Below are 25845 nucleotides of genomic sequence, written 5' to 3'. Positions count from 1 at the left end.
CACCCTACGTACCCGCCCGGTTGCTACCGGGCGGGTTCGTCGTTGGGCCGGGAACGGCCGGCTTGTGGATGGGCGGTTCGGGGCGTCCGGTGGGGGCGGCATACGATGGTGTCCCGTTCTCGCCGTGTAAAGGTGCTCGTTTTCCCCATGGACATCACACCCGCTGGAGTTCCCGACAAGTTCGCCGTCCTCGGTCTCACCTTCGACGATGTACTGCTGCAGCCCAACGAGTCCGACGTCATCCCGTCCGAGGTCAGCACCCGGTCCCGGGTGAGCCGCAACGTCGAGGTGAACATCCCGCTGCTGTCCAGCGCGATGGACACCGTCACCGAGGCACGGCTGGCGATCGCCATGGCCCGTCAGGGCGGCCTCGGCGTCCTGCACCGCAACCTCTCGATCGAGGACCAGGCCCAGCAGGTCGACCTGGTCAAGCGCTCCGAGTCCGGCATGATCGCGCAGCCGATCACCATCGGCCCGGACGCCACCATCGGCGAGGCTGACGCGCTCTGTGGGCAGTACCGGATCTCCGGCGTACCGGTGGTCGACAACGCCGGTGTCCTGGTCGGCATCGTCACCAACCGCGACATGCGGTTCGAGACCGACCTGTCCCGGCCGGTCCGTGAGGTGATGACCAAGCAGCCGCTGATCACCGGCAAGCAGGGCATCTCCGCCGACGACGCGATGGCGCTGCTCAGCCGGCACAAGGTGGAGAAGCTGCCGCTGGTCGACGACGCCGGCAAGCTGACCGGCCTGATCACGCTGAAGGACTTCGTCAAGCGCGACAAGTTCCCGCTGTCCACCAAGGACGCCAGCGGCCGGCTGATGGTCGGCGCCGCGATCGGCTTCTTCGGCGAGGCGTACAAGCGCGCCATGACCCTGGTCGAGGCCGGTGTCGACGTACTGGTCGTGGACACCGCGCACGGTCATTCTCAGGCGCAGCTCGAGATCATCCGCAAGCTCAAGGCCGACCCGGCCACCCGTGGCGTCGACGTGATCGGCGGCAACATCGGCACCCGTGAGGGCGCCCAGGCGCTGGTCGAGGCCGGCGCGGACGGCGTCAAGGTCGGCGTCGGACCGGGCTCGATCTGTACGACACGGGTCGTGTCCGGCGTCGGCGTACCGCAGGTCACCGCGATCTACGAGGCGTCGCTGGCCTGCAAGCCGGCCGGTGTCCCGGTGATCGGCGACGGCGGCCTGCAGTACTCCGGTGACATCGCCAAGGCGCTCGTGGCCGGTGCGGACACGGTCATGCTGGGCTCGCTGCTGGCCGGCTGCGAGGAGTCGCCGGGCGACCTGGTCTTCATCAACGGCAAGCAGTTCAAGGCGTACCGCGGGATGGGTTCGCTCGGCGCGATGTCGTCGGCCGGCGGGCTGCGCAAGTCGTACTCCAAGGACCGCTACTTCCAGAGCGACGTCGGCACCGACGAGAAGCTGATCGCCGAAGGCATCGAGGGCCAGGTCCCGTACCGCGGCCCGCTGTCCGCCGTCGCCCACCAGCTGATCGGCGGCCTCCGCCAGTCCATGTTCTACTGCGGTTCCCGCACCGTCCCCGAACTCCAGGAAAAAGGCCGCTTCGTCCGCATCACCTCAGCCGGCCTCCAGGAGTCCCACCCCCACGACATCCAAATGACAGTAGAAGCCCCCAACTACTCCGGCCGCTGACCTTCACCGCAATCACCCCCGCCAACCAGCGGGGGTGTTGTGCGTCGGGTGATGTTGCTCGCTTCCGGGGTGGACTCGATGTCGGGGGAGGTGGGGGAGATCGGTAGCCTGTCGGCATGAACGAGATTGAGATCGGCCGCGCGAAGCGGGGGCGGCAGGCGTTCGCGTTCGACGACATCGCGATCGTGCCGTCGCGGCGGACCCGGGACCCCGAGGAGGTCTCGGTCGCCTGGCAGATCGACGCGTACCGGTTCGAGCTGCCGATCCTGGCGGCGCCGATGGACTCGGTGATGTCGCCGGCCACCGCGATCGCGATCGGTAAGGCCGGCGGTCTCGGCGTCCTCAACCTCGAGGGCCTGTGGACCCGGTACGAGGACCCGACGAGTCTGCTGGAGGAGATCACCTCCATCACCAAGGAGCAGGCGACGCACCGGCTGCAGGAGATCTACTCCGCGCCGATCAAGCCCGAGCTGATCTCGCAGCGGGTCCAGGAGATCCGCGACTCCGGTGTCACCGTCGCCGGCGCGCTCTCGCCGCAGCGGACCAAGCAGTTCGCGAAGCACGTCGTGGACGCGGGCGTCGACCTGTTCGTCATCCGCGGTACGACGGTCTCCGCCGAGCACGTCTCGGGTCAGGCCGAGCCGCTCAACCTCAAGCAGTTCATCTACGACCTCGACGTACCGGTGATCGTCGGCGGGTGTGCGACGCACCAGGCCGCGCTGCACCTGATGCGGACCGGGGCGGCCGGCGTACTGGTCGGATTCGGCGGCGGTGCGGCACACACCACGCGCAAGGTGCTCGGTGTCGCGGTGCCGATGGCGTCCGCGGTGGCCGACGTGGCCGCGGCGCGGCGGGACTACATGGACGAGTCCGGCGGCCGGTACGTGCACGTCATCGCGGACGGCTCGGTCGGGCGGTCCGGCGACGTGGCGAAGGCGATCGCCTGCGGCGCGGACGCGGTGATGGTCGGTTCGCCGCTGGCCCGGGCGAGCGACGCGCCGGGTGGCGGGTACCACTGGGGTGCCGAGGCGTGGCACTCCCACCTGCCCCGCGGCGAGCGGGTCGAGGTCGGCGTCACCGGGACGCTGGAGCAGATCCTGTTCGGCCCGTCCTGGGTGCCGGACGGCACCATGAACCTGGTCGGCGCCCTCAAGCGCGCGATGGCCACCACCGGCTACACGGAGCTCAAGGAGTTCCAGCGGGTCGAGGTCGTCGTCGGGTGACAGCCCCATGACCACGGGCGTCCTGCTCCTGCACGGATCCAGCGGTGCGCCGGACCTGGAGCGCGCCCGGATCCTCGAGGCCGAGGGGTACGACGTACTCGCGCCGCAGTGGTTCGACGCCACGATCAGCGAGATCCCGCTGGAGTCGTTCCCGCTCGACGAGTTGGCGGCCCGCAACGACCGGGTCGCGGTGATGGGAGTATCGCGGGGCGCCGAGGCGGCCTTGTTGCTCGGCGCCCTGGACGACCGGGTCGACGCCGTGATCGCGGTGTCACCGAGCGCCTACGTGTGGGGCTGGATCGACGGCGAGCGGCAGACGTCCGCGTGGACCTGGCGCGACGAGCCGCTGCCGTTCGTACCGTTCGACCGGGAGTGGCAGCCGGAGGACGATCCGCCGAGCTTCACCGGCTGGTATCAGCAGAGTCTGAAGCGGTACGGCGCTGAGGCTGAGGCCGCTCGGATTCCGGTGGAGCGGATCCGCGGCGAGGTGGTGCTGGTCGCCGGCGGGGACGACCGGGTCTGGCCGTCGGTCGAGTTCGCCGAGCGGATCGCGTTGTGGCGTGGGGATCATGGCACCCGGACGATGGTCGCCGCGCGGGCCGGTCACCGGCCGCTGTTCCCCGGGGAGCAGCCCAAGACCGGTGGTCAGCGGATGGCCCGCGGCGGGACCGAGGAAGCCGATCGGGAACTCGGTGCGCTGGCCTGGGGCGACGTACGCCGGGTGCTCGGCGGCTGAGTGTGGGCGACCTGCGTCGAGTCCTCACGGGTTGAGTCGTTCTGGAAGGATGGCGCCATGGGATTGTTCAGCCGACAGAGCAGCCAGGACGCAGACAACGTTGCCCTCGCCGCCGCGCGGGCCAGACTCTCCTCCGACGACGTCGACCAGGTGCGTTTTCTGATCACCACCAAGAAAGCGGTCCACGCGGTCAAGCTGATCCGCGACCGGACCGGCCTGGACCTGAAGCACGCCAAGGGTCTCGTCGACGACATCCGGCTCGGCCGGTACGTCGCGCCGGTCACCGACACACCACTCGTCCGCCTGCCCGGTACGAATCTGGCCGAGCGCACCCGCGCCCTCAAGGCCCAGGGCGAGCTGCACCAGGCCACGGCGCTGGTCGTGTCCGAGACCGGGATGACCGAGGCCGAGGCCGGCCTGTTCGTCGGCGCGTTGCGGACCGACCTGCAGGACTCCTAGCCCTTCACGTAGGACAGCTTCTCCGCGATCTTGCCGTCACGCAGCCGCAGTACGTCGACGCCGCGGACATGACCGCGCTGACCGGACGGCTCCTGCCAGGAGTACTGCCAGCGGACGAAGGCCCGATCACCCAGTACCACGGCCTCCTCGGTCTCGAACCGCGGGTTGGCCGTGTTCGCGAAGAGCTTCTCCCACTCCGCCCGTACGTCGGCCGCACCCTCGAACCGTGCGCCGTCCGGAGCGGGTGAGGTGGACTCGAAGACACAGTCGTCGGTGACGAGCGCCATCACCGCCTCCAGGTCCTGGCGGTCGAACGCCGCACCGAAGCGGGCGACGAGGCCGGTCGAGGTCGACCAGCGCGGGTCGCGCCCGAAGGCGCCGATGAGCTGGTCGGCCGGGTCGGTGAAACCCGCGAGCGGGTCGGCGACCATACCTGCCGAGCGGTAGAGCTCGTCCCGCTCCGCGAACCAGGTGGCGACCTCGTCCACGAGTTCCGGGTCCAGTTGGGGTGCGGCGCCGATCGCGGCGGCCAGGTCCCAACCGTGGATGAGGTGGTCGGCGGCCAGTTGCCGCAGGTACTCGGGCGGGTCCTCGTCGCCGTACGAGAGATGCACCTTGTCGATCGGCGCCGCGGCCGCGTCCCGCGCAGCGCGGGCTGCGGCGGACGCTGCGGTGACGGGGTCGTCGCCGAGCAGGTCGCCGTCCAGGGAGTCACCGACCTCCGCGATGGTCTTGCCCTCCATCAGCGGTACGGTCCAGCGCTCCTCACCGACGACATGGTTCACCAATGCGCGGACGTCCCAGTCCGAGCACGGCGTCGGTGCCGACCACTGGTCGGGGCCTACCTCGTTCACCAACCTGACGAAGCCGTCGACCGTCCGGTTGTGCAGTTCCACCACGTCCATGACCGTTCCCCCTCGCAGGTGCCCCCGTGCCGGAGCAGTTAGCGCCAGCGTCCGCCCGGGGAGAGGGGGCGTCAATTACCCGGGGGTTACCGCCCGAGCTGGAGCTGCTGCGCGGCCTCGTGCGCGTGCTGGGACGCCATCATGTCGCCGGTGGCGGCGAGCAGGTCGCCGTGGTGCCGGTAGCAGGAGCCGGCCAGGTCCTTCATTACCGTGTCGTCGTCGGTGAACGGGATCAGTGCGGTCGCGACCTCCGCACACCAGCCGCCCAGGTCGAGCGCCATCTCGGTCCGCCCGCCCTGGTAGTAGGCCTCGGAGACGTCGAGCAGCAGTTGCGCCCAGATCGGCGCGTAGGTGCTCGTCTCGTACCGCATCCGCTGCGACTCCCGCTCCGACGAGATCGCGAACAGGTAGTGCGCCTCCAGCCCCAGGGTGAGTGCGGTGTCCACGTCCTGCAGCAACAGCGGCCGGACCAGCTCGGCCAGCTCGGTCGCACGGACCGCCGCCGACTCGGGGTCCGTCCGGCCCGACACCGTCGCCAGCGTCATCCCCGGCGCGGGCTCACTCAGTGCCAGCAGGCGGTGGTACTGCTCGAACGGCCCGAGCTTGATCTCCGCGTTCTCCAGCGCCGCGACCAGGGTCAGCGGCAGGCCGCGATCCAGCTCCTCGGTGACGCGTGTCGCCGTCTCCGTGTCGGTGTCGAACGCTGTCCGCAGGCAGGTCTCGCCTTCCATGATCCGGCCGACGATGCCGAGGTGCTTGCCCTTGCGGGTGAGTGCGGCGACCAGTGTGCGGAGGTCGGTGGCCGACTCCGAGTCTGCGAGGGTGTCGGCGGTCGACAGCCCGATCTCGTCGGCCTCGAGGGCGAGGTCGAGGCGGCCTTCGGCAGCATGGACGTCGGCCGATACGGCGGTCGCCGTACAGAGGTAGCGCGCGTACGACAGCGACTGCGGGCTCTCGTTGATCTGATCGGCCAGTTGCAGGAACAGCTGGGTCGCCGCGTCCGCTGACGCCACCGCCAGCGCGGGGTCGCCGTACCGCCGCAGGATGAGCGCGTTCATCGCCAGCACCCGGGCGAAGTCCGGCTGGTGCTTCAGCCCGTCCTCGCCGCCGACGAGCTGCCCGTACGCGATCACCGCCCCGTCCATCTCCAGTACGGCGGTCGCGCCGTGACCGCGGTGGGCCTGGGTCATCGCCCGCCGGGCCCGGACGTCGGCCAGGAAGGAGGTGGCGTCGAGGACGCCGGCGTCGCTGAGCTCGGTGTAGCCGAGTTGGGCCTCGTGCAGCGCGGCAAGCGCTTCCTCGTGCCGGCCCGACGCGTTCAGCGAGCCGGCCAGCTCGTACTGCGTCGCGGCCATCAGGTGCTTGGCCTCGTAGTGGTCCGGGTGCCCCTCGGCGCGTTCCCGGGCCAGTTCGATGACACGTTGCTGGTACGGCCCGGCCTCGTCGGCACGACCTTCCTCGATCAGTACCTGAGCCGTCTGCAGAGCCTCAGCGAGCTCGTCCTCAGGAGGCGTCCAAAGCCCCCCGCTGTCCACCATCTCGACGTTCCACCCCTTCGCAGGTTCAACCGAACACCTTAGTGGTCTACGGGGCGGAACACTGCGGGCTGACACGTGCGATTTCCGGTACTGACATGAGTATTACCGGCAGGTAGCCTGGATCCATGAGCGAGCAGACGTCGATTCCTGCGGACCCCGAGCTCGATCCGACCGCGTCGTACGCGACCGACCAGTCGGTCGTCCGCCGGTTGTCGGGGCTGCTCCGCGCCTCGGCCGGGGCCCGGACCTCCTACGCGCCCGCGACCGGACAGCCGATCGCGACGCTGCCCCTGTCCAGCCCGGACGACGTGGTCACGGCCGTCCGGTCGGCGCGGCGGACCCAGCAGACCTGGCGGCGGGTGCCGCTGGCCGAGCGTGCGGCGATCCTGCTGCGGTACCACGACCTGGTCCTGGACCACCGGCACGAGCTCGTGGACCTGGTGATCCTCGAGTCGGGCAAGGCGCGCAAGCAGGCGTTCGAGGAGGTCGCGCACGTCGCCCTCACCGCCCGCTACTACGGGCGCAAGGCCGCCGAGCTGCTCGAGCCGCAGCGCAAGCTGGGCATGTTCCCGATCCTGACCCGGGCCGAGCAGCGGTTCGTGCCGAAGGGTGTCGTCGGCGTCATCTCGCCCTGGAACTACCCGCTCAGCATGGCGATGGCCGATGGTCTTCCGGCCGTGCTCGCCGGCAACACTGTCGTCCACAAGCCGGACAGCCAGACGCCGCTGACCGCGCTCCGCGCGATCGAGCTGCTGTACGACGCCGGGCTGCCGCGCGAGGCCTGGCAGCCCGTGCACGGCGACGGCCCGACCGTCGGCGGCGCGATCATCCAGAGCACCGACTACATCTGCTTCACCGGCTCGACCCGGACCGGCCGGCTGGTCGCCCAGCAGGCGGGCGAGCGGCTGATCGGCTGCAGCCTCGAGCTCGGCGGCAAGAACCCGATGCTGGTACTGCGGGACGCCGACATCAACCGTGCCGCGGAAGGCGCCGTCCGGGCGTGCTTCTCCAGCGCCGGTCAGTTGTGTGTCTCGATGGAGCGGCTCTACGTCGCCGACCAGGTGTACGACGCGTTCGTCACGGCGTTCATCGATCGGGTGAAGAAGCTCCGGCTGTCCGCCGGGACCGGCTGGGACGTCGACATGGGGTCGCTGATCTCGAAGGCACAGCTGGAGACCGTGACCCGGCACGTCCAGGACGCCCGGTCCAAGGGCGCCATCGTGCTGGCCGGTGGCAAGGCGCGGCCCGACATCGGCCCGCTGTTCTACGAGCCGACCGTGTTGTCCGGGGTGACGCCGGAGATGGAGTGTTTCGACAACGAGACGTTCGGGCCGGTCGTGTCGATCTACCGGTTCTCCGACGAGTCCGAGGCGATCCAGCGCGCGAACGAGGGCGAGTACGGGCTGAACGCGAGCGTCTGGACCCGCGACGGCCGCCGCGGCCGGGCGGTCGCGGCGCAACTGGTGGCCGGCACGGTCAACGTGAACGAGGCGTACGGCGCGACCTTCGGCTCGATCGACACCCCGATGGGCGGGATGCGGTCCTCCGGGCTCGGCCGCCGCCAGGGCGTCGAGGGCATCCGCCGGTACGTCGACGCGCAGGCGATCGCCACCCAGCGGGTCCTCCCGATCGCGGCCTCGCACGGCATCTCCGACGAGGCGTACGCCGAACTGATCACCGGTGCCCTCCGGGTGCTGAAGAAGCTGGGCCGCCCATGACTGAGCGAAGCGAAGTCATCAAACAACACAGCCCTGTTTGTGCCTCATGCGCGCCCGGAGCGAAGCGAGGACGTGCATGAGGCACAACGACTACGACGTACTCGTCATCGGGTCGGGGTTCGGGGGCAGTGTCAGTGCGTTGCGGTTGACCGAGAAGGGCTACAAGGTCGCCGTCCTGGAGGCCGGGGCGCGGTTCGAGGACGCCGGGTTCGCGAAGAACTCGTGGGACAAGAGCCGGTTCCTGTTCGCGCCGAAGCTGGGCTGGTACGGCATCCAGCGGATCAGTGCGCTGCGGGACGTGATCATCCTGTCCGGAGCCGGTGTCGGCGGCGGCAGCCTGGTCTACGCGAACACCCTCTACGAGCCGCTGCCCGCGTTCTACACCGACCGCCAGTGGGCGCACATCACCGACTGGAAGGCCGAGCTCGCGCCGTTCTACGACCAGGCCAAGCGGATGCTCGGCGTCACGACGTACCCGGGCTTCACGCCGGCCGACAAGGTGATGAAGCAGGTCGCCGACGACATGGGGGTGGGGGACACGTTCCACCCGACCCCGGTGGGTGTCTTCTTCGGTGAGCCGGGTGTCGAGGTGGACGATCCGTACTTCGGTGGCGCCGGCCCGCGGCGTACCGGCTGTATCGACTGCGGCGAGTGCATGACCGGCTGCCGCCACAACGCCAAGAACACGCTGACCAAGAACTACCTCTACCTGGCCGAGAAGGCCGGCGCCGAGGTGTACCCGATGACCACGGTGACGTCGGTCGAGCCGCTGCCGGGCGGCGGGTACGCCGTGGACACCCGGCGTACCTCCAATCGCAAGAGCACGCGGCGATTCACCGCTCAGCAGGTGGTGTTCGCCGCATCGGCCCTGGGTACGGCGAAACTGCTGCACCGGCTCCGGGACGAGGGCAAACTGCCCCGGCTGTCCGACCGGCTCGGCGTCCTGACCCGGACCAACTCCGAATCGTTGCTCGGGGCAATCGCCAGGGAGAAGGACGTCGACTACAGCCGCGGTGTCGCGATCACCTCGTCGTTCCACCCCGACGACATCACCCACATCGAGCCGGTCCGGTACGGCAAGGGCAGCAACGCGATGTCACTGCTGCAGACCGTGCTGACGGACGGCGACGGGGACAAGCCACGGTGGCGGATCTGGTTGCGCGAGCTCGGTGTCCAGCGGAAGAACATCCGCCGGCTGTATGACCTGAAGCACTGGTCCGAGCGGACCGTGATCGCCCTGGTGATGCAGACCGCGGACAACTCGATCACGACCTTCGGCAAGCGGGACCGGCTCGGCCGCTGGCGGCTGACCTCGAAACAGGGGCACGGCGCGCCGAACCCGGCCTGGATCCCGGTCGCGAACCAGGTGGTCCGGCGGATGGCGAAGCTGATGAACGGCACCCCGGGCGGGACCATCGGCGAGCCGTTCAACGTGCCGATGACGGCCCACTTCATCGGCGGCTGCGCGATCGGCGACTCACCCGAGACCGGCGTGGTGGACCCGTACCACCGGGTCTACGGGTACGACGGCCTGCACATCCTGGACGGGTCGACCATCTCGGCGAACCTGGGGGTCAACCCGTCGCTGACGATCACCGCCCAGGCGGAACGGGCGCTCGCGTTCTGGCCGAACAAGGGTGAGGACGACGTCCGCCCGGCGGTCGGATCGGCGTACCAGCGGGTGCAGCCGGTGAAGCCGGGGCATCCCGTCGTACCGGCCGATGCGCCGGGGGCGCTGCGGTTGCCGATCGTGCCGATCGCGCCGAAACAGTCTGTGACGAAGCCGTAACACAACGACAATACTTCCGCACGGTCACCAGGGAAATGAAAAAACCTCAGCACGGGTGTGGCTGCTGAGGTTTCTGAGGTTTCTTTAAATGTGCCGTAAAAGGGAGCAGGTCCCTCGGGAACGTTTCCGCCCAAATCGTTTCCCGAGGGACCCACTCAAGCCGGGGTGAGGCGCCCGGCGCTTTGGGATCGGGTCACCAACCACAGCTGGCGACCCGAGCTCTTGGTACCCCACTCTACATCCGATTCCAGGAGTTTCGACCTGCTCGGAGTGGTTGTGACCACTCTGCGTGCTGATCGTAATGATCAGCTTTTCGTCGCTCCTTGTCACCGGGTGGCGGTCTTCCTTGCGGTTAACCGCCTCTGCACACATCAACGAGCCCTCTCACAGGGGGTTACGAGGTTCCCCGGAAAAATCCAGAAAGTTTTCCGGAGAGTGCGGAGAGTGCTGAAGCAGGTCGGGGCTCGGTGTTCCACGTGACGCCCCTCGCAGAGAGATCGGGCTCGCCTGTCTTACTGTGGGCCGACCGTCAGATGAGGCAGGAGAACGATGAGCGACATCCTCGAGGTGGCCCGGGCCCAGGTTCTGGAGCAGGGCGTGGGTCTGTCCCAGGAGCAATTGATCGAGGTGCTGCAATCGCCCGACGACCAATTGGCCGACCTGCTCGCGCTCGCGCACGACGTGCGGGTGAAGTGGTGCGGTGAGGAGGTCGAGGTCGAGGGGATCATCTCGCTGAAGACCGGCGGCTGCCCGGAGGACTGTCACTTCTGCTCCCAGTCCGGCCAGTTCACCTCGCCGGTCCGCTCGGTCTGGCTGAACATCCCCGAGTTGGTCGAGGCGGCAAAGGAGACCGCGAAGACCGGTGCGACCGAGTTCTGCATCGTCGCCGCCGTCCGCGGTCCGGACCAGCGGCTGATGTCGCAGGTGAAGGCCGGCATCGAGGCGATCAACGCCGAGGTCGACATCAACATCGCCTGCTCGCTCGGCATGCTCACGCAGGAGCAGGTCGACGAGCTCAAGGCGATGGGCGTGCACCGCTACAACCACAACCTCGAGTCGGCCCGCTCGTACTTCGGCGACGTCGTCACCACGCACTCCTTCGAGGAGCGTTGGGACACCTGCCTGATGGTCAAGGAGTCCGGCATGGAGCTGTGCTGCGGCGGCCTGGTCGGCATGGGGGAGACCCTCGAGCAGCGGGCCGAGCTGGCCGCGCAGCTGGCCGAGCTGGACCCGCACGAGGTGCCGCTGAACTTCCTCAACCCGCGTCCCGGTACGCCGTTCGGCGACCTGGAGATCATGGCCGGCAAGGACGCGCTGCGGACCATCGCCGCGTTCCGGCTCGCGATGCCGCGGACGGTGCTCCGGTACGCCGGCGGCCGCGAGCTGACCCTGGGCGACCTGGGCACCCGCGAGGGCCTGCTCGGCGGTATCAACGCCGTCATCGTCGGCAACTACCTGACCACACTCGGCCGCCCGGCAACCGCGGACCTCGACCTGCTGGCCGAGCTGAAGATGCCGGTCAAGGAACTCCAGAAGACACTGTGACCACGCTTGTGTACTGCGGCCACTGCGGCCGAGAGCTCGCCGACGGCAGTCACGACGACTGCCGTCGGGCCCTCTCGTTGGAGCCGCCGCGGTACTGCGCCGAGTGCCGGCGGCGGATGATCGTCCAAGTCCACCCGATGGGGTGGTCAGCACGTTGCTCCGTGCATGGAGAGCTGTCCAGCTAGGTAGTGAGAAGGGGTGGCGAGAGGTGGCCAGTGAATGGCTGCAGCGGGACGCTGAGCGGCTCTGGCATCCGTATTCCTCGCTGAGCGAGCCGTCGCCGGTCCGGCTGGTCCGGGGTGCGTCCGGCGTACGCCTGCAGCTGGACGACGGGGACGGCGGCAGTGTCGAGGTGATCGACGCGATGGCGTCCTGGTGGTGCATGATCCACGGCTACCGCAACCCGGTGCTGGACGCGGCCGTGAAGAGCCAGGTGGACGACTTCAGTCACGTGATGTTCGGCGGGCTGACGCACGAGCCCGCGATCCGGCTCGGCGAGCGGCTGGTCGAGATCACCCCCGCGCCGTTGCAGCACGTCTTCTTCTGTGACTCGGGCTCGGTCTCGGTCGAGGTCGCGATCAAGCTCGCGCTCCAGTACCAAGTTGCCCGGGGCAACAGCGGCCGGACCCGGATGCTGACCGTCCGTGGCGGGTACCACGGCGACACGTTCGCGCCGATGAGCGTGTGCGACCCGGTGAACGGGATGCACTCGCTGTTCACCGGCGCCCTGAAGGAGCAGGTGTTCGGCCCGCAGCCGCCGGCCGGGTTCGATCGCCCGGACGACGATCCGGAGTTCCTGGCCTGGGCCGCGGCCGTGTCCGATATCGCCGAACGGCACGCGGACGACATCGCCGGAATCATCGTCGAGCCGATCCTGCAGGGCGCGGGCGGCATGTATCCGTACAGCCCGGCCTGCCTGCGGGTCCTGCGTGAACTCGCCGACCGGCACGGCTTCCTGCTGATCCTGGACGAGATCGCCACGGGGTTCGGCCGGACCGGGACACTGTTCGCCTCCGAGCACGCGGGGATCGATCCCGACATCCTCTGCGTCGGCAAGGCCCTGACCGGCGGCTACCTCTCGATGGCCGCCACCTTGTGTACGACGGACGTCGCGCACACCGTCTCGAACGGTCCGGGCGGCGCGCTGATGCACGGCCCGACCTTCATGGCGAATCCGCTGGCCTGCGCGGTCGCGCTCGCCTCGATCGACCTGCTGCTGTCCCAGGACTGGGCCGGCCGGGTCGCGCAGATCTCCGCGGGCCTGTCGGCCGGCCTGGCGCCGGCTGCGGAGATGCCTGGCGTCAAGGACGTCCGCGTGATCGGTGCCGTCGGCGTCGTACAGCTGGGTGGTCCGGTCGACATGAAGCGGATGACGGAGGCCGTACTGCGGCGCGGAGTGTGGGTCCGGCCGTTCCGCGATCTGGTCTACACGATGCCGCCGTACGTCTGCACCGACGAGGAGATCGCGACCATCGGCGCGGCGATCACCGGTGCTGTGCAGGAGGTCGGCTGATGCTCGAGGAATGGCTTGCTCCGAAGGCCGCGGCGTTGGAGTCGCGTGGACTCACCCGTCGGCTCCGGGCGCGCGCGGCCGATGAGCGGCTGATCGACCTGGCGGGCAACGATTATCTGGGCCTGGCGTCCGATCCTCGGGTGATCGAGGCTGCGGCCGACGCCGTACGCGTGTGGGGGACCGGCTCGACCGCCTCCCGCTTGGTCACCGGTACGACGGCTTTGCACGAGGAGCTGGAGTCGTCGCTGGCGGCGTACGTGGGCCAGGAATCCGCGTTGGTGTTCTCGTCAGGTTACCTCGCGAACCTCGGCGTGGTCACCGCACTTGGCGGCCCCGGCACGCTCCTGGTGTCCGACGACCACGTCCACGCGTCGCTCGTCGATGCCTGCCGATTGTCCCGCTCCCGCGTCGAGGTCGTCCCGCACAACGACGTCGATGCGGTCAGCAAAGTCCTTGCCGAGCGCAACGAGCCGCACGCCGTGGTGCTGACGGAGTCTGTCTTCAGCGTGCTGAGCGACGAGGCTCCGCTGAAGGAGTTGTCGGCGGTCGCCCTTGCTGAGGATGCCGTTCTGCTGGTGGACGAGGCGCATGGGCTTGGCGTCACCGGCGAAGGTCGCGGCTCGGTGCACGCCGCCGGCCTGGCCGGTCTCGATCACGTGATCGTCACCATGACGTTGTCCAAGGCAATGGCTTCCCAGGGTGGCGTCGTCCTCGGGCCGGACTTGTTGCGTGAGCATCTGGTCAACCGGGCTCGCCCCTTCATCTACGACACAGGTCTCAACCCCGCCGCCTGCGCCGCCGCCCTGGCCGCTCTGCGGATCTTGCAGTCCGAGCCGATCAGGCCCGCCACCATCCATCACGCCACCGCCCGCCTGGCTGCGGCTTGCGACGTCCCGCCCTCCGTCGGCCCGGTCGTCTCCATCCCGATGCCCGGACCTCGCGAGACCGTGCAAGCCGCCGCGCTGTGCCTCGCCGCGGGGGTCCGGGTCGGTAGCTTCCGGCCGCCTTCGGTGCCGGACGGCATCTCGCGGCTTCGCCTGACTGCCAACGCCGGTCTCACCACCGCGGATCTCGATCAGGCCTGCGACGTCATCACCCGCGCGATCCGGGAAGTCTCGTGACCAAGGTCCTCATCATCACCGGCACCGACACCGGCGTAGGCAAGACAATCTGCACCGCAGCTCTCGCCACGCGCTACGCGGGCTCCGCGCTCCGCGCCGACGGCGTAGGGGGTGCGGGCTCGGCGGTTCGCGCGGGGGGTGGCTCCGTGGCGGTGGTCAAGCCGGCTCAGACCGGTGTCACGGCGGACGAGCCTGGTGATCTCGACGACGTTCGGCGGCTGACCGGTCTCACCGACCTGCATGAGGGCGTCCGCCTGCGCGACCCGCTGGCGCCGACCACGGCGGCCCGCCGGGAAGGGGTTCCGCTTCCGACCGTCGCGGCGCATGCCAAGTTCATCGACGACCTGGCCATCACCCGGGAAACCGTCCTGCTCGAGGGCGCCGGCGGCCTGTTGGTCGGCCTGGACGAGGACGGCCACGGCCTCGCCGAGCTCGCCGCCGCGTTGAACACGCCCTTCGCCTTCGTTGTCGTGACACGCTCCGGCCTCGGCACCCTGAACCACACCGGGCTGACCGTCGAAGCTCTCCGGGCCCGCAGCCTACCTATCGACGGCCTGATCATCGGCTCGTGGCCAGCAGAGCCCGACCTGGCCGAGCAGTGCAACCTCGACGACCTCCCTGTAACCACCGGCGTCCCGGTGATCGGTCGGATCCCGGCCGGCGCCGGCCAGCTCGATCAGGCCGCCTTCACCGCTGCCGCGCCGGGCTGGTTCGCGTGACCGGTTGTCCCGCCCGGTACGACGAGAAGCTCGGGTACTGGGTTGTCGACGATCCAGCGCTGGCCCGTGAGGTGCTGCTCGACCCGGAGACGTTCCGGCCGGACAACGCCGTACTCGCGCATACGCCGCTGTCGGTGAAGGCGTTGCGGGTGTTGTCGGCGGTGGGGTTCGCGTTGCCGCCGACGCTGGCGAACAACGCGGGGGAGTCGCACCGGCCGATCCGGGCGGCGGTGGCGCGTTTCTTCAGCCCGGCCCGGGTCGCGGCGGTCGAGCCACTGACCCGATCGCTGACAGCCTCGCGGGTGGCCGAGGCCATGGCTGCTCTGGCTGCGGGCGAGCAGGTTGACCTGGTGGAGGCGGTTGCCGCCGAGCCGCCGGCGCTGGTCGTGCTCGACATGCTCGGTCTGCGCGATGTCGACGTACCCGCGTTGAAAGCGTGGAGTCGGGAGTCGCTGGAGCTGTTCTGGGGGTGGCCGGACGAGGACCGGCAACTGGAGCTCGCGCACAGTGCGGCCGAGTTCTACGCCTGGCTCCGATCCCGTACGACGGCCGCGCGGCAGGACCCGGGTGACGACCTCTTCAGCGTCCTGATCGGGCTCGGGCTGCCCGATGAGGAAGTGTGCGCGGTCGGGTACTTCCTGCTGATCGCCGGCCAGGAGACCACCACCCAACTCATCTCCACTGCCTTCTACAGTTCCCTTGGGACGTCCTTCGAGCCGACGGAAGTTGTGGAACAGGTGCTGCGGGAGGCCTCCTCGGTGCCTACCTGGCGGCGAGTCACGGCTGGTCCTGCTGTCGTCGGCCAGGTCGAGCTGCCTGCCGGCGCCCCGGTCCTCCTCGGCCTGACCGGCCACGGCGGGCCCGCCGACCTCGCGTTCGGCATCGGGATCCACCGCTGCCTGGGTGCCGGGCTCGCACGGCTGGAGGCCCGGGTCGCGCTCGAGTGCGCGGCTGACCTGCTGAGCGCCGTACACCTGGTGGAGGAACCGCCGATGATCGAGCTGCTGTCCTTCCGGGCCCCGCAACGACTTCGGGTCGTAACGCGGAGTAACACCAGGGACAACTGACAGCGGTAGCGTGCGCTGCGTGAGCTTCCCTCCCCGCCGCCGGGTGCGGCTGTGGTTCGGCCGGCACCCGATCGCCGACTACATCGGTGACCCCGCCTCCGCCGACCGCCACGAGGCAGCGATGCGCCGCCGCTTCCCGGGTCTGGAGATCACCAACGAGCCGCTGGTCCCGAGGATCGTCGGCGAGCCGCCGCGGACCTCGGATTACAACCCCGCTGACCTGCACCGATAGGCTTTGCGGGTGAGTGAGCATGAGTTGGTTCTGGTGGTCGACTTCGGGGCGCAGTACGCGCAGCTGATCGCGCGCCGGGTCCGCGAGGCCAAGGTGTACTCCGAGATCGTGCCGCACTCGATGCCGGTCGAGGAGATGCTGGCCCGGAACCCGAAGGCGATCGTCCTGTCCGGCGGGCCGCAGTCGGTCTACGCCGAGGGCGCGCCGCGGGTCGAGTCCGGGCTGTTCGAGGCTGGGGTACCGGCGTTCGGGATCTGCTACGGGTTCCAGGCGATGGCGCAGACGCTCGGCGGCGAGGTCCGCCGGACCGGGCTGCGCGAGTTCGGCCGGACACCGGTCACGGTGAGCTCGGCGGGCACGCTGCTGGCCGGGATCCCCGAGGACCTCAACGTGTGGATGTCGCACGGTGACGCGGTCCACGCGCCGCCGGCCGGCTTCGCCGTACTGGCTGCCTCCGGGGGCGCGCCGGTCGCGGCGTTCGAGGACCTGGACCGGCGGCTGGCCGGTGTGCAGTGGCACCCGGAGGTGCTGCACTCGCAGGCTGGGCAGGCCGTGCTCGAGCACTTCCTCTACAACATCGCGGGTTGCAAGGGCGACTGGACCACCACGAACGTCGTGGAGGAGCAGGTCGAGCTGATCCGCCGGCAGGTCGGCGACAAGCAGGTGCTGTGCGCGCTCTCCGGCGGCGTCGACTCAGCGGTCGCGGCAGCCCTCGTGCACAAGGCGATCGGCGACCAGCTGACCTGTGTGTACGTCGACCACGGTCTGCAGCGGGCCGGGGAGTCGGAGCAGGTCGAGAAGGACTACGTCGCCGCGACCGGCATCCGGCTCGAGGTGGTCGATGCCGAGGACCAGTTCCTCGGCGCGCTGGCCGGGGTCACCGATCCCGAGCAGAAGCGGAAGATCATCGGCCGCGAGTTCATCCGGACCTTCGAGGCGACCGCGCGGAAGCTGGACGCCGAGCGGCACATCGAGTTCCTGGTCCAGGGCACGCTCTACCCGGACGTGGTCGAGTCCGGCGGCGGCACCGGCACCGCGAACATCAAGTCCCACCACAACGTCGGCGGTCTGCCCGACGACCTGCAGTTCAGCCTGATCGAGCCGCTGCGGACGCTGTTCAAGGACGAGGTCCGCGAGCTGGGCCTGGCCCTCGGCCTGCCGGAGACCATGGTCTACCGGCACCCGTTCCCGGGCCCCGGCCTGGGTATCCGGATCATCGGCGAGGTCACCAAGGAGCGGCTCGACATCCTCCGCGCCGCCGACCTGATCGCCCGCACCGAGCTGACCGCGGCCGGCCTGGACCGCGACATCTGGCAGTTCCCGGTAGTCCTGCTCGCCGACGTCCGCTCGGTCGGAGTCCAAGGCGACGGCCGCACCTACGGCCACCCCGTCGTCCTGCGCCCCGTCACCAGCGAAGACGCCATGACCGCCGACTGGGCCCGCCTCCCGTACGACGTCCTCGAGCGCATCTCCACCCGCATCACCAACGAGGTCGACGAAATCAACCGAGTAACCCTCGACATCACCAGCAAGCCCCCCGGCACCATCGAGTGGGAGTAAGCCGTCGCAGAACTCCTGCCTTCGCCTCGGCAGGTGAAGGCAGGAGTTCTGCGACGAAGGCCTGGGCTCGGCGGGCGATCTATCTGTAGGAACTCCGGATGTTGGACAGCAGTGTGTTGCCGTTCGCCGGTCGGCCGGAGCTGTCCAGGACACGTACGTCGAACCCGGCGAACGCGGGCCTGAAACGCGTACGCTTCCAGTCTTCTACTGTCGCGCTATCCGGGGACCGCCTCTCGTACGAGGGATACTTCGCAGAGATTTCGCGGTCACCTCGAATGTCTGCCCCTGCCTCAGACAAGAACTGCACCCTGAATCCTTCAAGCTGGGCAATTTTCTGCTCTACAGCACGCACTGTTGGCATGTGTTCCCTCCCCGGCGGACAGGATAGAGGAACCTTTACTTTCCGTCACCACCGAGGAATCTGCGGGTTGCGTAGCCGGTCGACGAAGGAGTCAGCCGGAGCCGCCAGTGGCCGTGCCCGGTCGGGCGTGAAGAGTTGCTCGGCCAACTTCTCGTCGGTGGTGCGGTGCTCGACCGGGGCGCGGGCGATAAGCCCGCAAGACGCAAGGCGATAAGCCCGCCGCCCGGGCGGCAGCCCGGCAGCAAGTACACCGGCGATATGCCGGGGGTGGGTGGGAGCGCGCGTAGCAGACGCGACGAAGGAGTGCCTGCGAAAGCACGCGTGGGTTGGTTACTCGCTTAGTTGGGCTTCCAAGGTTGTGGCTTCCTGGTCGCGGCCCTCGGTGCGGAGGCGGTCGACCAGGAGCCACCCGGCGCGGTACCAGCTGTCGTGGCCGGTCGGGAGACCGGTGAAGATCTCCTCGACCAGTTGCGAGTCCGTCGTGCCGTGCTCGGCCACCAGTAGGCGGGCGTTGGTGTGCTGGTCCTCGTAGCCGCCTCGTTCGTAGTGCTCCGCCGCCTGTCCTGCGTGCTGTACGGCGGTGTCCGTTTCGCCTTGCTGGAGCGCGATCATGGCCAGGTCCCAGTGCACGCCGGCGGTCTGAAACAGGACACGCTGGTCAGCGGACGGAAGCGCGTCGAGGACTGACCGGGTGCGTTCGATCAGCTCCACCGCCTGGTCGAAGTTGCCGACGTAGCGTGCTGACTGTGCTGCCAGGCGTACGGCTTGCACCTGCTCCACGGGGTGCTCAGCGGTCTCGTAGTACGTCGCAGCCATGAGGAAGGCGTCAACCGCATCCTCGTCGCGGTTGAGCTGTTCCAGCAGCAGACCCTCATCCTGCCGAACCATGCCCAGCCAGGCAGGGTGGGCTTCGGCCGGTGCGGAGGCCAGTAGCTCTCGCACCTTCGTCAGTGCGGACTCCAGTTCGCCCAGTGCACGGTAGGCATCGATGAGTACGCCACGTACGTCAGCCAGCGGATCGGCGAGCTCAGGGATACCGCCCAGCACAGGCAGGGCGTCCTCACCCGTCTCCGCCGCCTCCAACGGGCGTCCGGTCAGCAGGTACGCGCGGGCCAGCTCCACCCGAGTCAACGCGACATGCACCTCGAGACCGGGCGTTCCCGCCGCCAGTGCGACCGCTTCGGTCAGGTCCTCGGCTGCCTCGGCCGGACGCTCCAGCTCCAGCCGAAGGCGCCCACGCTGCTTGTACGCAAAGGATCGGGGCAGGTCGGCCGTCGTACCGAGACCAACCGTCGCGGCGGCCTCTGCCTCCTCGAAGCGGCCCAGCTGCGCCAGCAGGTTGCACTCGACGATCGCACCGCCCGAGCGGAGGTCCTCGTCGATGTCAGGGCGTCCCCGGAGCTCGGCCAGCTCCCGGATGGCGTCTTCGGGCCGGTCGGCCAGTGCGTACATGGTCGCCAGCGAGTACTGCCAGTGGCCACGGCGCTGTGGTTCGTCGTTGGCGACGAGCCAGCGCACCGGCTCCTCACCTGTCGCGAGGCCTTCGTCGACTTGGCCGTTCTCACACAGCAACCGGCCGATGCGGCCGCGGTCGCGCAGTACGCGGACCTCCTCGCCCGCCTCGGCGTACAACGCGAGCGCCTCGCGCCAAGCCTCCAGCGCAACCTCCGGCTCGTCTCCCCCCGCCAGACCGCGGCCGTCCAGCACGCGAGCCCGGTCCACCGGCGTCCACTCGCTCTCCGGCACCTCCTGCTCGAAGGCCTGCCACGCAGCCCTCGCCTCATCCGGCCGCGCCTGCTGCCAGGCGTCCTCGGCCCGGTCGAGCCAGCCACGCCCAGTGGGCACAGGCTGCTCCTCGGCTGCCACATCCACTGGTCGCGGTGCCTGCTTGTGCTGCTGCGCCCGCCGCGCAGTCTCCGACAGCGGCAAGTACTCCACCCACGGCTCGGCCGTCAGCATCGCCTGGATCGCCTCACTGCGGTGCTTCGTCCCGTTCCGGGCGTCGAACTGTGCGGCAAGCTCCAGCGCACGCCCAGCCAGCTGCTCACTCAGCTCAGCCGCTGGGACGGCCTCCGCCCGCGGCAGCCGAATCGTCAACCCGTCCACGCGCCCGAGCGCATGGGCAGCCGCTGCGGCGAATGTCATCTCCGCGTACGGCGACGGCGGGTCGTCGAACTCGTTCAAGTGCCGCTCGATCAGCTCCACGGCCTTCAGTTCGTTGCCGGTGCGGGCCAGGAACACCACGTGATCCGCGTGCTCACTCAGCTCGCCGACCCGGCCGCGCAGGATCCGGTAGCCCTTCCGGTGCGCGTCGATCGCCTCGGAATACATGCCCTCGGCAACGTACGCCGGCAGCAACGCGGTCAGCATCTGCTGCGGTTGCTCAGCACAGGTCAGCTGCCCGTCCAGCACGTTCACGGCCAGCGCGACGGCGTCCGCCGTACGTCCGACGCTGGTCAGGTGGTGCACCTTGGATGTGGGGTCGCAGCCAACGCAGTCCGACAGGTCGTCGCGTGGTGCGGTCGACCACAGCCGGAACTGCTCGGCTGCGTTCTCCTCATCGCCGATGTGGTGCGCGACCAGCCATCGGTGCTGATGGACGGCGTGCATGCTGTGGCCGCTGACCTGCCACCGGCGTTCCATGTCGTCCAGTACGGCGTACGCCCGGTCCAGCGGGACCTCGGGGAACTTGGTCAGCGTGCTGGGCGCGTACTTGAAGCACCAGTGGAACAGGTGCGAGTAGTCCTGGTACTTGCCCGGGTCCGCGTCCCAGTCCGCCACACACCGCGCGAACGGCACCAGCGACTTCCGCGGCTCTCCACCCATCACGTACGCCGTCACGAGCGCCAGACGACTGTAGAACCCCAGGTCGTCCTCACCGGCCGCGTCAGCCCGTCGTACGACGTCCTCGAGCAGAGCGGACCGTGCCTTCCCGTACGGCGCACTCTCGGCCCGCTGAAGCCGGTCGATCAGTTCCTGGTTCATCGGGTCGGGTCCTCCTGGGTGGGGACGGCCTGGTCCAGCAGACCGAGGAAGGATCGGTTCACCAGCGCGGAGTCGGCCGGGCTGATCGGGTGGTAACCGAGCATCAACGCGTGCCCGTACAAGCCTTCTACTGCGACGTGCGAGCTCACGGTCGCCGAGCGACGCCATCCGTCGTACAAGCGGACTGCGGTGGTTCAGGACCAGTTGCGGGCGGCTGTCGTCGTGGGTGTCGAGTGCACCGAGCACCTCCGACCAGAGCGCGTCTGCGCGGTCCTTGGTGGCCCTGAGCTCACTGGCGAACTGTGCAGACCGGTCGACGAGGTAGAGCGCGGGCAGACTGGCCGGCTCGAAGGCACGGACCACTACCTCGCAGCCGACCGAGTCCAGCGCGTCCTGCGCCAGCCGGATGAACGGGCGAAGCTGCAGCTCGGTGTCCGGGTCCAGACTGTCGAAGCTGGTGCTCAGCTCGGTCGGGTCGAACCTGGTGGTGACGAGGCCGGGGACCACCTCGGGCAGCCGCTCGAGCAGCTCGCTGTCGTAGGTGTAGCCGCCGTTCACCACAGTGATCTGTTGTGCGGCGGCGACCGCGGCCAACTGACGGAACTCCTCGATGGTCGCGACGTACCGAATCTCGCCAGAGCCAGAGCCAGCGCCGGACCCCGAGCCCGAGCCCGAACCCGAGCGTTCCTGCAGCTCGGCGGTAGTCATCCGGCCGTGGTTCGTCTCGAACCGCAGCCAGCGGTGGACCAGCCGCAGCATCTCGTCGTCATGCAGTGCAAGGGCCTTCACCCCGAGCTGATGGATGCCGAGGAACTTGTCGAGCCTGGCAGGGTCCGTGCTGCCGAGACGGACCAGCCAGCCGCGCAACTGCGCACCGAGCGCGTCTCGGGTGGCCTCGAGATTGCCGTCGTCGAAGAGTGCCTCACGGCTCGCGGTCGGCCGCAGCTCGGAGGTGTCGATGACTGCCCGGACGAAGAACGCCCAGTCCGGCAGCAGCCCTTCGACGTTCTCCGCGAGCAGCATCCGCTTCAGGTAGACGCGATGGGTCGCGCGCTCGGCCGGGTTGGCCGCGAACGGCAGCACGAAGGCGACGCCGGTGAGCCCGGCGGCCGGGTTGTTCAGGTGGATCACGTCGAACGGCGTGAACCCGAGCTTGTCCTGGGCGTAGCCGACCAGGTCCGCGCGCTGGGCGCCGCCGGTCCCTTCCCAGGGCGCCTTGCCGTCGGTGACCTGCTCACCGTCGACGCGGATCTCGATCGGCAGCAACGCACCGAACAACCGGATCAGCTCGACGACCGTGGCCTGCTTGTACCACTGCTCCGCACCACGCCGGGCCTTGAGCGTGACCGTCGTACCGACCTCGGAACGGTCCGCGGTCTCGGCGATCGTGTAGCGGCCGTCCGCCGTACCGATCCAGCGGGTCGCGGGGCCGCCGGCCGGTTGGGTGACGACCTCGATCTCGTCGGCGACCATGAACGCGGACAACAGGCCGATCCCGAACTGGCCGAGGAACTCGGTCCGGGCGAACCCGATCTCGTCCCGCTTCGAGCTCCGTCCGATCGTGGCCAGCAACTCCCGGACCTCGTCCGGCCGTAGCCCGATCCCGGTGTCCGCGATGCTCAGGACGTCGTCCGCGGTCCGTACGTCGATCCGCCGCGGCGCCTCGGGATCGCCGGCCTGCCGGGCGGTGATGGCGTCGACGGCGTTCTGCACTAACTCCCGCAGATACACCCGCGGACTGCTGTACAGATGGTTGCTCAGCAGGTCGACGATCCCCTGCAGATCGACCTGGAAGTTCTCACTCACCCCGGCAACCTACGTCATCACGGTGTCGGCCCCGCCAACGCGAGTGGAGCCCGCACAACAGGTGTGAAGCGTTGGCAACTGTTTGCTTCGTGTTGGTGACGCGCGGTGGCGTACGGCGTACTTTCATCGGTAGGGAGGGGTGGGGACATGACTCTGACGGTGGGGACCTTCAATCTGAACAACCTGTTCGACCGGTGGAACTTCGCCGGCGCGGTGGACGCGCTCGCGCAGGGGACGAGCACGGTGCCGGCGATGTACACCTTCGACGACGAGCACCGCCGCCGGCTGCAGCTGGACAGCCGCGGCAAGCTGCTCGTGGCGAAGAAGCCCGAGGACACGAACCGCGTCGCCGAGCGGCTGCTGGCTGCCGATGTCGACGTGTGGGTCGTGCAGGAGGTGGAGAACGCCGACGTACTGCGCGAGTTCAACCGCGAGCACCTGAACGGCGCGTTCGAGCACGTGATGGTGATCGACGGCAACGACTCGACCCGGTTCATCGACATCGGCATCCTGTCGCGTCGGCCGCTCGGCGGGGTGACCAGCTACCAGCGGACGTTCCATCCGGACGTGCCGGACCGGCCGATCTTCTCCCGCGACCTGGTCGAGGCGGAGATCCTCGACACGCGCGGGCGGCGGGTGCTGACCGTGTTCGGGACGCACCTGAAGTCGAAGTTCGTCGACTTCACCGTCGCGGATCCGATCGCGGCCGCGGAGGCTGCACAACTGCTGCGAACCCGGCAGGCGGACACGATCATGCGGATCATCGCTCAGCGGACCAGCACCCGGCAGCGGTTCCTGCTCTGCGGGGACATGAACGACACCCCGGACTCGACGGCGCTGACGTCGTACGAGAAGGCCGGGATGGTGAACGCGCTACTCACGCCGACCGAGATCGGCACCGTCACGACGACCGTTCAGCTGCCGGCCAACCCGGCCTGGACGTCGACGTTCAAGCCGTCCGGGCTGCCGCGGACGTTCGACCTGATCGATCAGATCTGGCTGTCGCCGGCGTTGGCGCCCCGACTGCGGGACGCGTTCATCGGCCGGCGGCGGAAGCTCGAACGGGACGGGACCGATCACGACCCGGCCTGGATCTCCCTTGATCTATAGGGCTTCCGCCTGAGCCTGGATCCCGTCCAGGAGGCGGTCGAGACCGTAGCGGTACGACTCTGCGGCCGCCTCACGGACGGTGTCCTGGTAGCCGTTCGCGTTCCAGAGCGCCGTCATCGCGGGATGTCTTTCGACGTCGAAGTACGTCTCCCAGAGGTCGTTGCGTTCGTGCCACCACGTCTCGTCGCTCTGCCCGGTCGCGCGCTCGACCAGTTGGCTCTCGGCCTCCAGCGAGGCGGCTGAGTCGACGTACGTCGTGATGGCGAGCGCGGCCGTGTTCGTGTCGCGGGGGCTCAGGTTGATGGGGAGGAGGGTGGACAGCAGGTACTCGCGGCCGGCCAGCATCCCGGGTCCGACCGGCGGGCGGACGGTGGAGACCCGGGCGAGCCAGGGGTGGCTCTGGAACATCGCTCGGGTCTGCTCGGAGTACACCTCGACCTGCTCGCGCCAGTCGGCCGGTCTGGGTTCGCCCGGGCCGGGTAGCTGTCGCTCGGCCAGGACCTCGTCGACCATGAGGTCCAGCAGCTCCTCCTTGGAGGGCACATAGGTGTAGAGCGTCATGGTCCCTACGCCGAGTGCCTTCGCCACTCCACCCATGGAGGCTGCCTCGAGTCCACGCTCGTCGGCCAGCTGGATGCCGGCTCGCACCAGCCCGTCGACGTCCAATGAGGGTCGTCGGCCGGCACTGCGTCGTACCTGCTCGCTGTCTGCTTTGCTGTTGCGCCAGAGCAGCGCGAGGGTGCGCTCGGGCTGACCTCCACCGCTGTGCCGCACTGTCACAGTGCACAGCGTCCCATGTGTCAGCGGAAGTGGTCGGCGTTGGCTATCGCCCAGTCGCGGTAGGTCGTCGCGGGGCGACCGGTGAGCGCTTCGACCGTCGGCTCGGGGGTCATCGGGTACTCGGCCATCATCCGGAAGCCGTCGAGCAGCCATTGGGCGGTCTCCGTGCCCACGATCGGCGTCCAGATCGCCAGGTACTGCTCGGGCGACAGCTCCTCGAACTTCACCTCGCGACCGATCGCCTGGGCGATGAACTCGACCTGCTGCGGAGCGGTCAGCCCCTCTGGGCCGCTCATCGTGAGCTTCTGCCCGGTGAAGCGCTCGTTCAGTAGCACCACCCGCGCCACTGCCGCGATGTCGGCCAGGTCGATCGGTGTCTGGACGGCGGCCGGGTAGGGCGCTCGGACGACGTTCTCCGCCTTGATCGAGGTGGCCCAGTCCAGCGTGTTGTTCATGAACTGGCCCGGCCGCAGGTGCGTCCACGCGAACCTGCCGGCCTCGATCGCCCGCTCGACCTTGTAGTAGTGCCACTCCGCCGGATCGCCTTGTGCCTCGTACTCCGCGGGCTCACCGGACAGTACGACGACCCGCCGTACGCCGGCCTCCTGCGCACACCGCACGAAGTCGTCGACGTACGCCGGAAGCGGCGCGAGGTAGACCGTGTCGATGTTCTCGAGGGCCGCGGGGAGCGTCTCCGGTTTGCCGAGGTAGCCCTTCGCGATCTCGATGTGGTCGGGGAGTGCGGCCTTCTTCGGGTTGTTGGTCAGTGCCCGGACCGGTGCGCCGGCCGCTACGAGTTCGTCGACGAGCAAGCGGCCGACGCTCGCGGTTGCGCCTGTCACGAGGATCGTCATGGTGTGCCCCTCCCTGGGTGATCGATTCTCGTAGGGTATACGGGAATTGGTCGTTGTGCACAGGGCCTGTCATGTCGCAGGACATCGGTGACGGTTCTGCATCAGGACATCGGTGACATTCTGAGGGTTCTTGGTGGTGACACTTCCGCACTGAGGCTCGGG

At 68.9% G+C, this 25845-nt stretch carries 19 protein-coding genes; 14 read left to right on the top strand and 5 right to left on the bottom strand.

What is annotated here, in order from left to right:
- Positions 1-147 precede the first annotated feature (147 nt).
- From guaB to ACGFIF_RS17330, 4 genes are all read left to right on the top strand, one after another.
- Positions 148-1662 carry an IMP dehydrogenase gene (gene guaB, locus ACGFIF_RS17345; RefSeq protein WP_393155526.1) on the top strand — a complete coding sequence of 505 codons (1515 nt, stop codon included), beginning with the start codon at positions 148-150 and terminating at the stop codon, positions 1660-1662.
- A 116-nt stretch (positions 1663-1778) separates the two neighbouring features.
- On the top strand, positions 1779-2885 hold the full coding sequence (locus ACGFIF_RS17340) for a GuaB3 family IMP dehydrogenase-related protein (protein ID WP_393155525.1): 1107 nt from the start codon (positions 1779-1781) through the stop codon (positions 2883-2885).
- Between the two features lie 7 nt (positions 2886-2892).
- Complete coding sequence (locus ACGFIF_RS17335; protein ID WP_393155523.1) at positions 2893-3621, top strand: acyl-CoA thioester hydrolase/BAAT C-terminal domain-containing protein; 729 nt, start codon at positions 2893-2895, stop codon at positions 3619-3621.
- 57 nt (positions 3622-3678) lie between these two features.
- Positions 3679-4080: a hypothetical protein gene (locus ACGFIF_RS17330; RefSeq protein WP_393155521.1), complete on the top strand. Its 402-nt coding sequence runs from the start codon at positions 3679-3681 to the stop codon at positions 4078-4080.
- Here the strand turns inward: ACGFIF_RS17330 and ACGFIF_RS17325 are convergent.
- Both ACGFIF_RS17325 and ACGFIF_RS17320 read right to left on the bottom strand, forming a co-directional pair.
- Positions 4077-4985 carry a TIGR03086 family metal-binding protein gene (locus tag ACGFIF_RS17325; RefSeq protein WP_393155519.1) on the bottom strand — a complete coding sequence of 303 codons (909 nt, stop codon included), beginning with the start codon at positions 4983-4985 and terminating at the stop codon, positions 4077-4079. The genes ACGFIF_RS17330 and ACGFIF_RS17325 overlap by 4 nt on opposite strands.
- Before the next feature lie 86 nt (positions 4986-5071).
- Positions 5072-6523, bottom strand: a complete 1452-nt coding sequence (locus ACGFIF_RS17320; RefSeq protein WP_393155518.1) for a hypothetical protein — start codon at positions 6521-6523, stop codon at positions 5072-5074.
- 125 nt (positions 6524-6648) lie between these two features.
- Between ACGFIF_RS17320 and ACGFIF_RS17315 the strand changes: the two genes are divergently transcribed.
- The 9 genes from ACGFIF_RS17315 (at position 6649) to guaA (ending at position 17787) form a co-directional block, all read left to right on the top strand.
- The gene (locus ACGFIF_RS17315) at positions 6649-8241 is read left to right on the top strand and encodes a succinic semialdehyde dehydrogenase (RefSeq protein ID WP_393155517.1); all 1593 of its coding nucleotides are present in this window, start codon (positions 6649-6651) and stop codon (positions 8239-8241) included.
- A gap of 76 nt (positions 8242-8317) precedes the next feature.
- A complete protein-coding gene (locus ACGFIF_RS17310) occupies positions 8318-10030 on the top strand; it encodes a GMC oxidoreductase (RefSeq protein WP_393155515.1) in 1713 nt (570 codons plus the stop codon).
- A gap of 549 nt (positions 10031-10579) precedes the next feature.
- Positions 10580-11575 (top strand): biotin synthase BioB, encoded by a 996-nt coding sequence (gene bioB / locus ACGFIF_RS17305; RefSeq protein ID WP_393155514.1) that lies wholly within the window; start codon positions 10580-10582, stop codon positions 11573-11575.
- A 208-nt stretch (positions 11576-11783) separates the two neighbouring features.
- Positions 11784-13088 (top strand): adenosylmethionine--8-amino-7-oxononanoate transaminase, encoded by a 1305-nt coding sequence (locus tag ACGFIF_RS17300; protein ID WP_393155513.1) that lies wholly within the window; start codon positions 11784-11786, stop codon positions 13086-13088.
- Positions 13088-14209: an 8-amino-7-oxononanoate synthase gene (locus tag ACGFIF_RS17295; RefSeq protein ID WP_393155512.1), complete on the top strand. Its 1122-nt coding sequence runs from the start codon at positions 13088-13090 to the stop codon at positions 14207-14209. The genes ACGFIF_RS17300 and ACGFIF_RS17295 overlap by 1 nt, the downstream gene beginning before the upstream one ends.
- On the top strand, positions 14206-14928 hold the full coding sequence (gene bioD, locus ACGFIF_RS17290; RefSeq protein WP_393155511.1) for an ATP-dependent dethiobiotin synthetase BioD: 723 nt from the start codon (positions 14206-14208) through the stop codon (positions 14926-14928). Before ACGFIF_RS17295 ends, bioD begins: the two co-directional genes overlap by 4 nt.
- On the top strand, positions 14925-15995 hold the full coding sequence (locus tag ACGFIF_RS17285) for a hypothetical protein (protein WP_393155509.1): 1071 nt from the start codon (positions 14925-14927) through the stop codon (positions 15993-15995). Before bioD ends, ACGFIF_RS17285 begins: the two co-directional genes overlap by 4 nt.
- 19 nt (positions 15996-16014) lie before the next feature.
- Positions 16015-16227: a hypothetical protein gene (locus tag ACGFIF_RS17280; RefSeq protein WP_393155508.1), complete on the top strand. Its 213-nt coding sequence runs from the start codon at positions 16015-16017 to the stop codon at positions 16225-16227.
- A 9-nt stretch (positions 16228-16236) separates the two neighbouring features.
- Positions 16237-17787: a glutamine-hydrolyzing GMP synthase gene (gene guaA, locus ACGFIF_RS17275; protein ID WP_393155506.1), complete on the top strand. Its 1551-nt coding sequence runs from the start codon at positions 16237-16239 to the stop codon at positions 17785-17787.
- 691 nt (positions 17788-18478) lie between these two features.
- On the opposite strand, the gene ACGFIF_RS17270 is transcribed toward guaA, so the two are convergent.
- Entirely contained in the window at positions 18479-22939 is a 4461-nt protein-coding gene (locus ACGFIF_RS17270; protein ID WP_393155505.1) for an HSP90 family protein, read from the bottom strand.
- Positions 22940-23086: 147 nt separating this feature from the next.
- Here ACGFIF_RS17270 and ACGFIF_RS17265 point away from each other — a divergent pair, with 147 nt between their 5' ends.
- Positions 23087-24049: an endonuclease/exonuclease/phosphatase family protein gene (locus ACGFIF_RS17265; RefSeq protein WP_393155503.1), complete on the top strand. Its 963-nt coding sequence runs from the start codon at positions 23087-23089 to the stop codon at positions 24047-24049.
- Here ACGFIF_RS17265 and ACGFIF_RS17260 read toward each other — a convergent pair.
- Both ACGFIF_RS17260 and ACGFIF_RS17255 read right to left on the bottom strand, forming a co-directional pair.
- Positions 24044-24829 (bottom strand): TetR/AcrR family transcriptional regulator, encoded by a 786-nt coding sequence (locus tag ACGFIF_RS17260; protein ID WP_393155502.1) that lies wholly within the window; start codon positions 24827-24829, stop codon positions 24044-24046. The genes ACGFIF_RS17265 and ACGFIF_RS17260 overlap by 6 nt on opposite strands.
- Before the next feature lie 20 nt (positions 24830-24849).
- A complete protein-coding gene (locus tag ACGFIF_RS17255) occupies positions 24850-25683 on the bottom strand; it encodes an NAD(P)H-binding protein (protein ID WP_393155500.1) in 834 nt (277 codons plus the stop codon).
- Positions 25684-25845 lie beyond the last annotated feature (162 nt).

Source organism: Kribbella sp. NPDC049174 (genome assembly GCF_043197365.1).
Taxonomy (GTDB): Bacteria; Actinomycetota; Actinomycetes; order Propionibacteriales; family Kribbellaceae; genus Kribbella.
Note: the sequence above shows the minus strand (reverse complement) of the source record. Positions and strands in the feature narration are given on the sequence as shown.

Coding starts and splice junctions, on each gene's coding strand:
- guaB (WP_393155526.1), top strand. CDS start 148: ATGGACATCACACCCGCTGGAGTTCCCGACAAGTTCGCCGTCCTCGGT.
- ACGFIF_RS17340 (WP_393155525.1), top strand. CDS start 1,779: ATGAACGAGATTGAGATCGGCCGCGCGAAGCGGGGGCGGCAGGCGTTC.
- ACGFIF_RS17335 (WP_393155523.1), top strand. CDS start 2,893: ATGACCACGGGCGTCCTGCTCCTGCACGGATCCAGCGGTGCGCCGGAC.
- ACGFIF_RS17330 (WP_393155521.1), top strand. CDS start 3,679: ATGGGATTGTTCAGCCGACAGAGCAGCCAGGACGCAGACAACGTTGCC.
- ACGFIF_RS17325 (WP_393155519.1), bottom strand. CDS start 4,985: ATGGACGTGGTGGAACTGCACAACCGGACGGTCGACGGCTTCGTCAGG.
- ACGFIF_RS17320 (WP_393155518.1), bottom strand. CDS start 6,523: ATGGTGGACAGCGGGGGGCTTTGGACGCCTCCTGAGGACGAGCTCGCT.
- ACGFIF_RS17315 (WP_393155517.1), top strand. CDS start 6,649: ATGAGCGAGCAGACGTCGATTCCTGCGGACCCCGAGCTCGATCCGACC.
- ACGFIF_RS17310 (WP_393155515.1), top strand. CDS start 8,318: ATGAGGCACAACGACTACGACGTACTCGTCATCGGGTCGGGGTTCGGG.
- bioB (WP_393155514.1), top strand. CDS start 10,580: ATGAGCGACATCCTCGAGGTGGCCCGGGCCCAGGTTCTGGAGCAGGGC.
- ACGFIF_RS17295 (WP_393155512.1), top strand. CDS start 13,088: ATGCTCGAGGAATGGCTTGCTCCGAAGGCCGCGGCGTTGGAGTCGCGT.
- ACGFIF_RS17265 (WP_393155503.1), top strand. CDS start 23,087: ATGACTCTGACGGTGGGGACCTTCAATCTGAACAACCTGTTCGACCGG.
- ACGFIF_RS17255 (WP_393155500.1), bottom strand. CDS start 25,683: ATGACGATCCTCGTGACAGGCGCAACCGCGAGCGTCGGCCGCTTGCTC.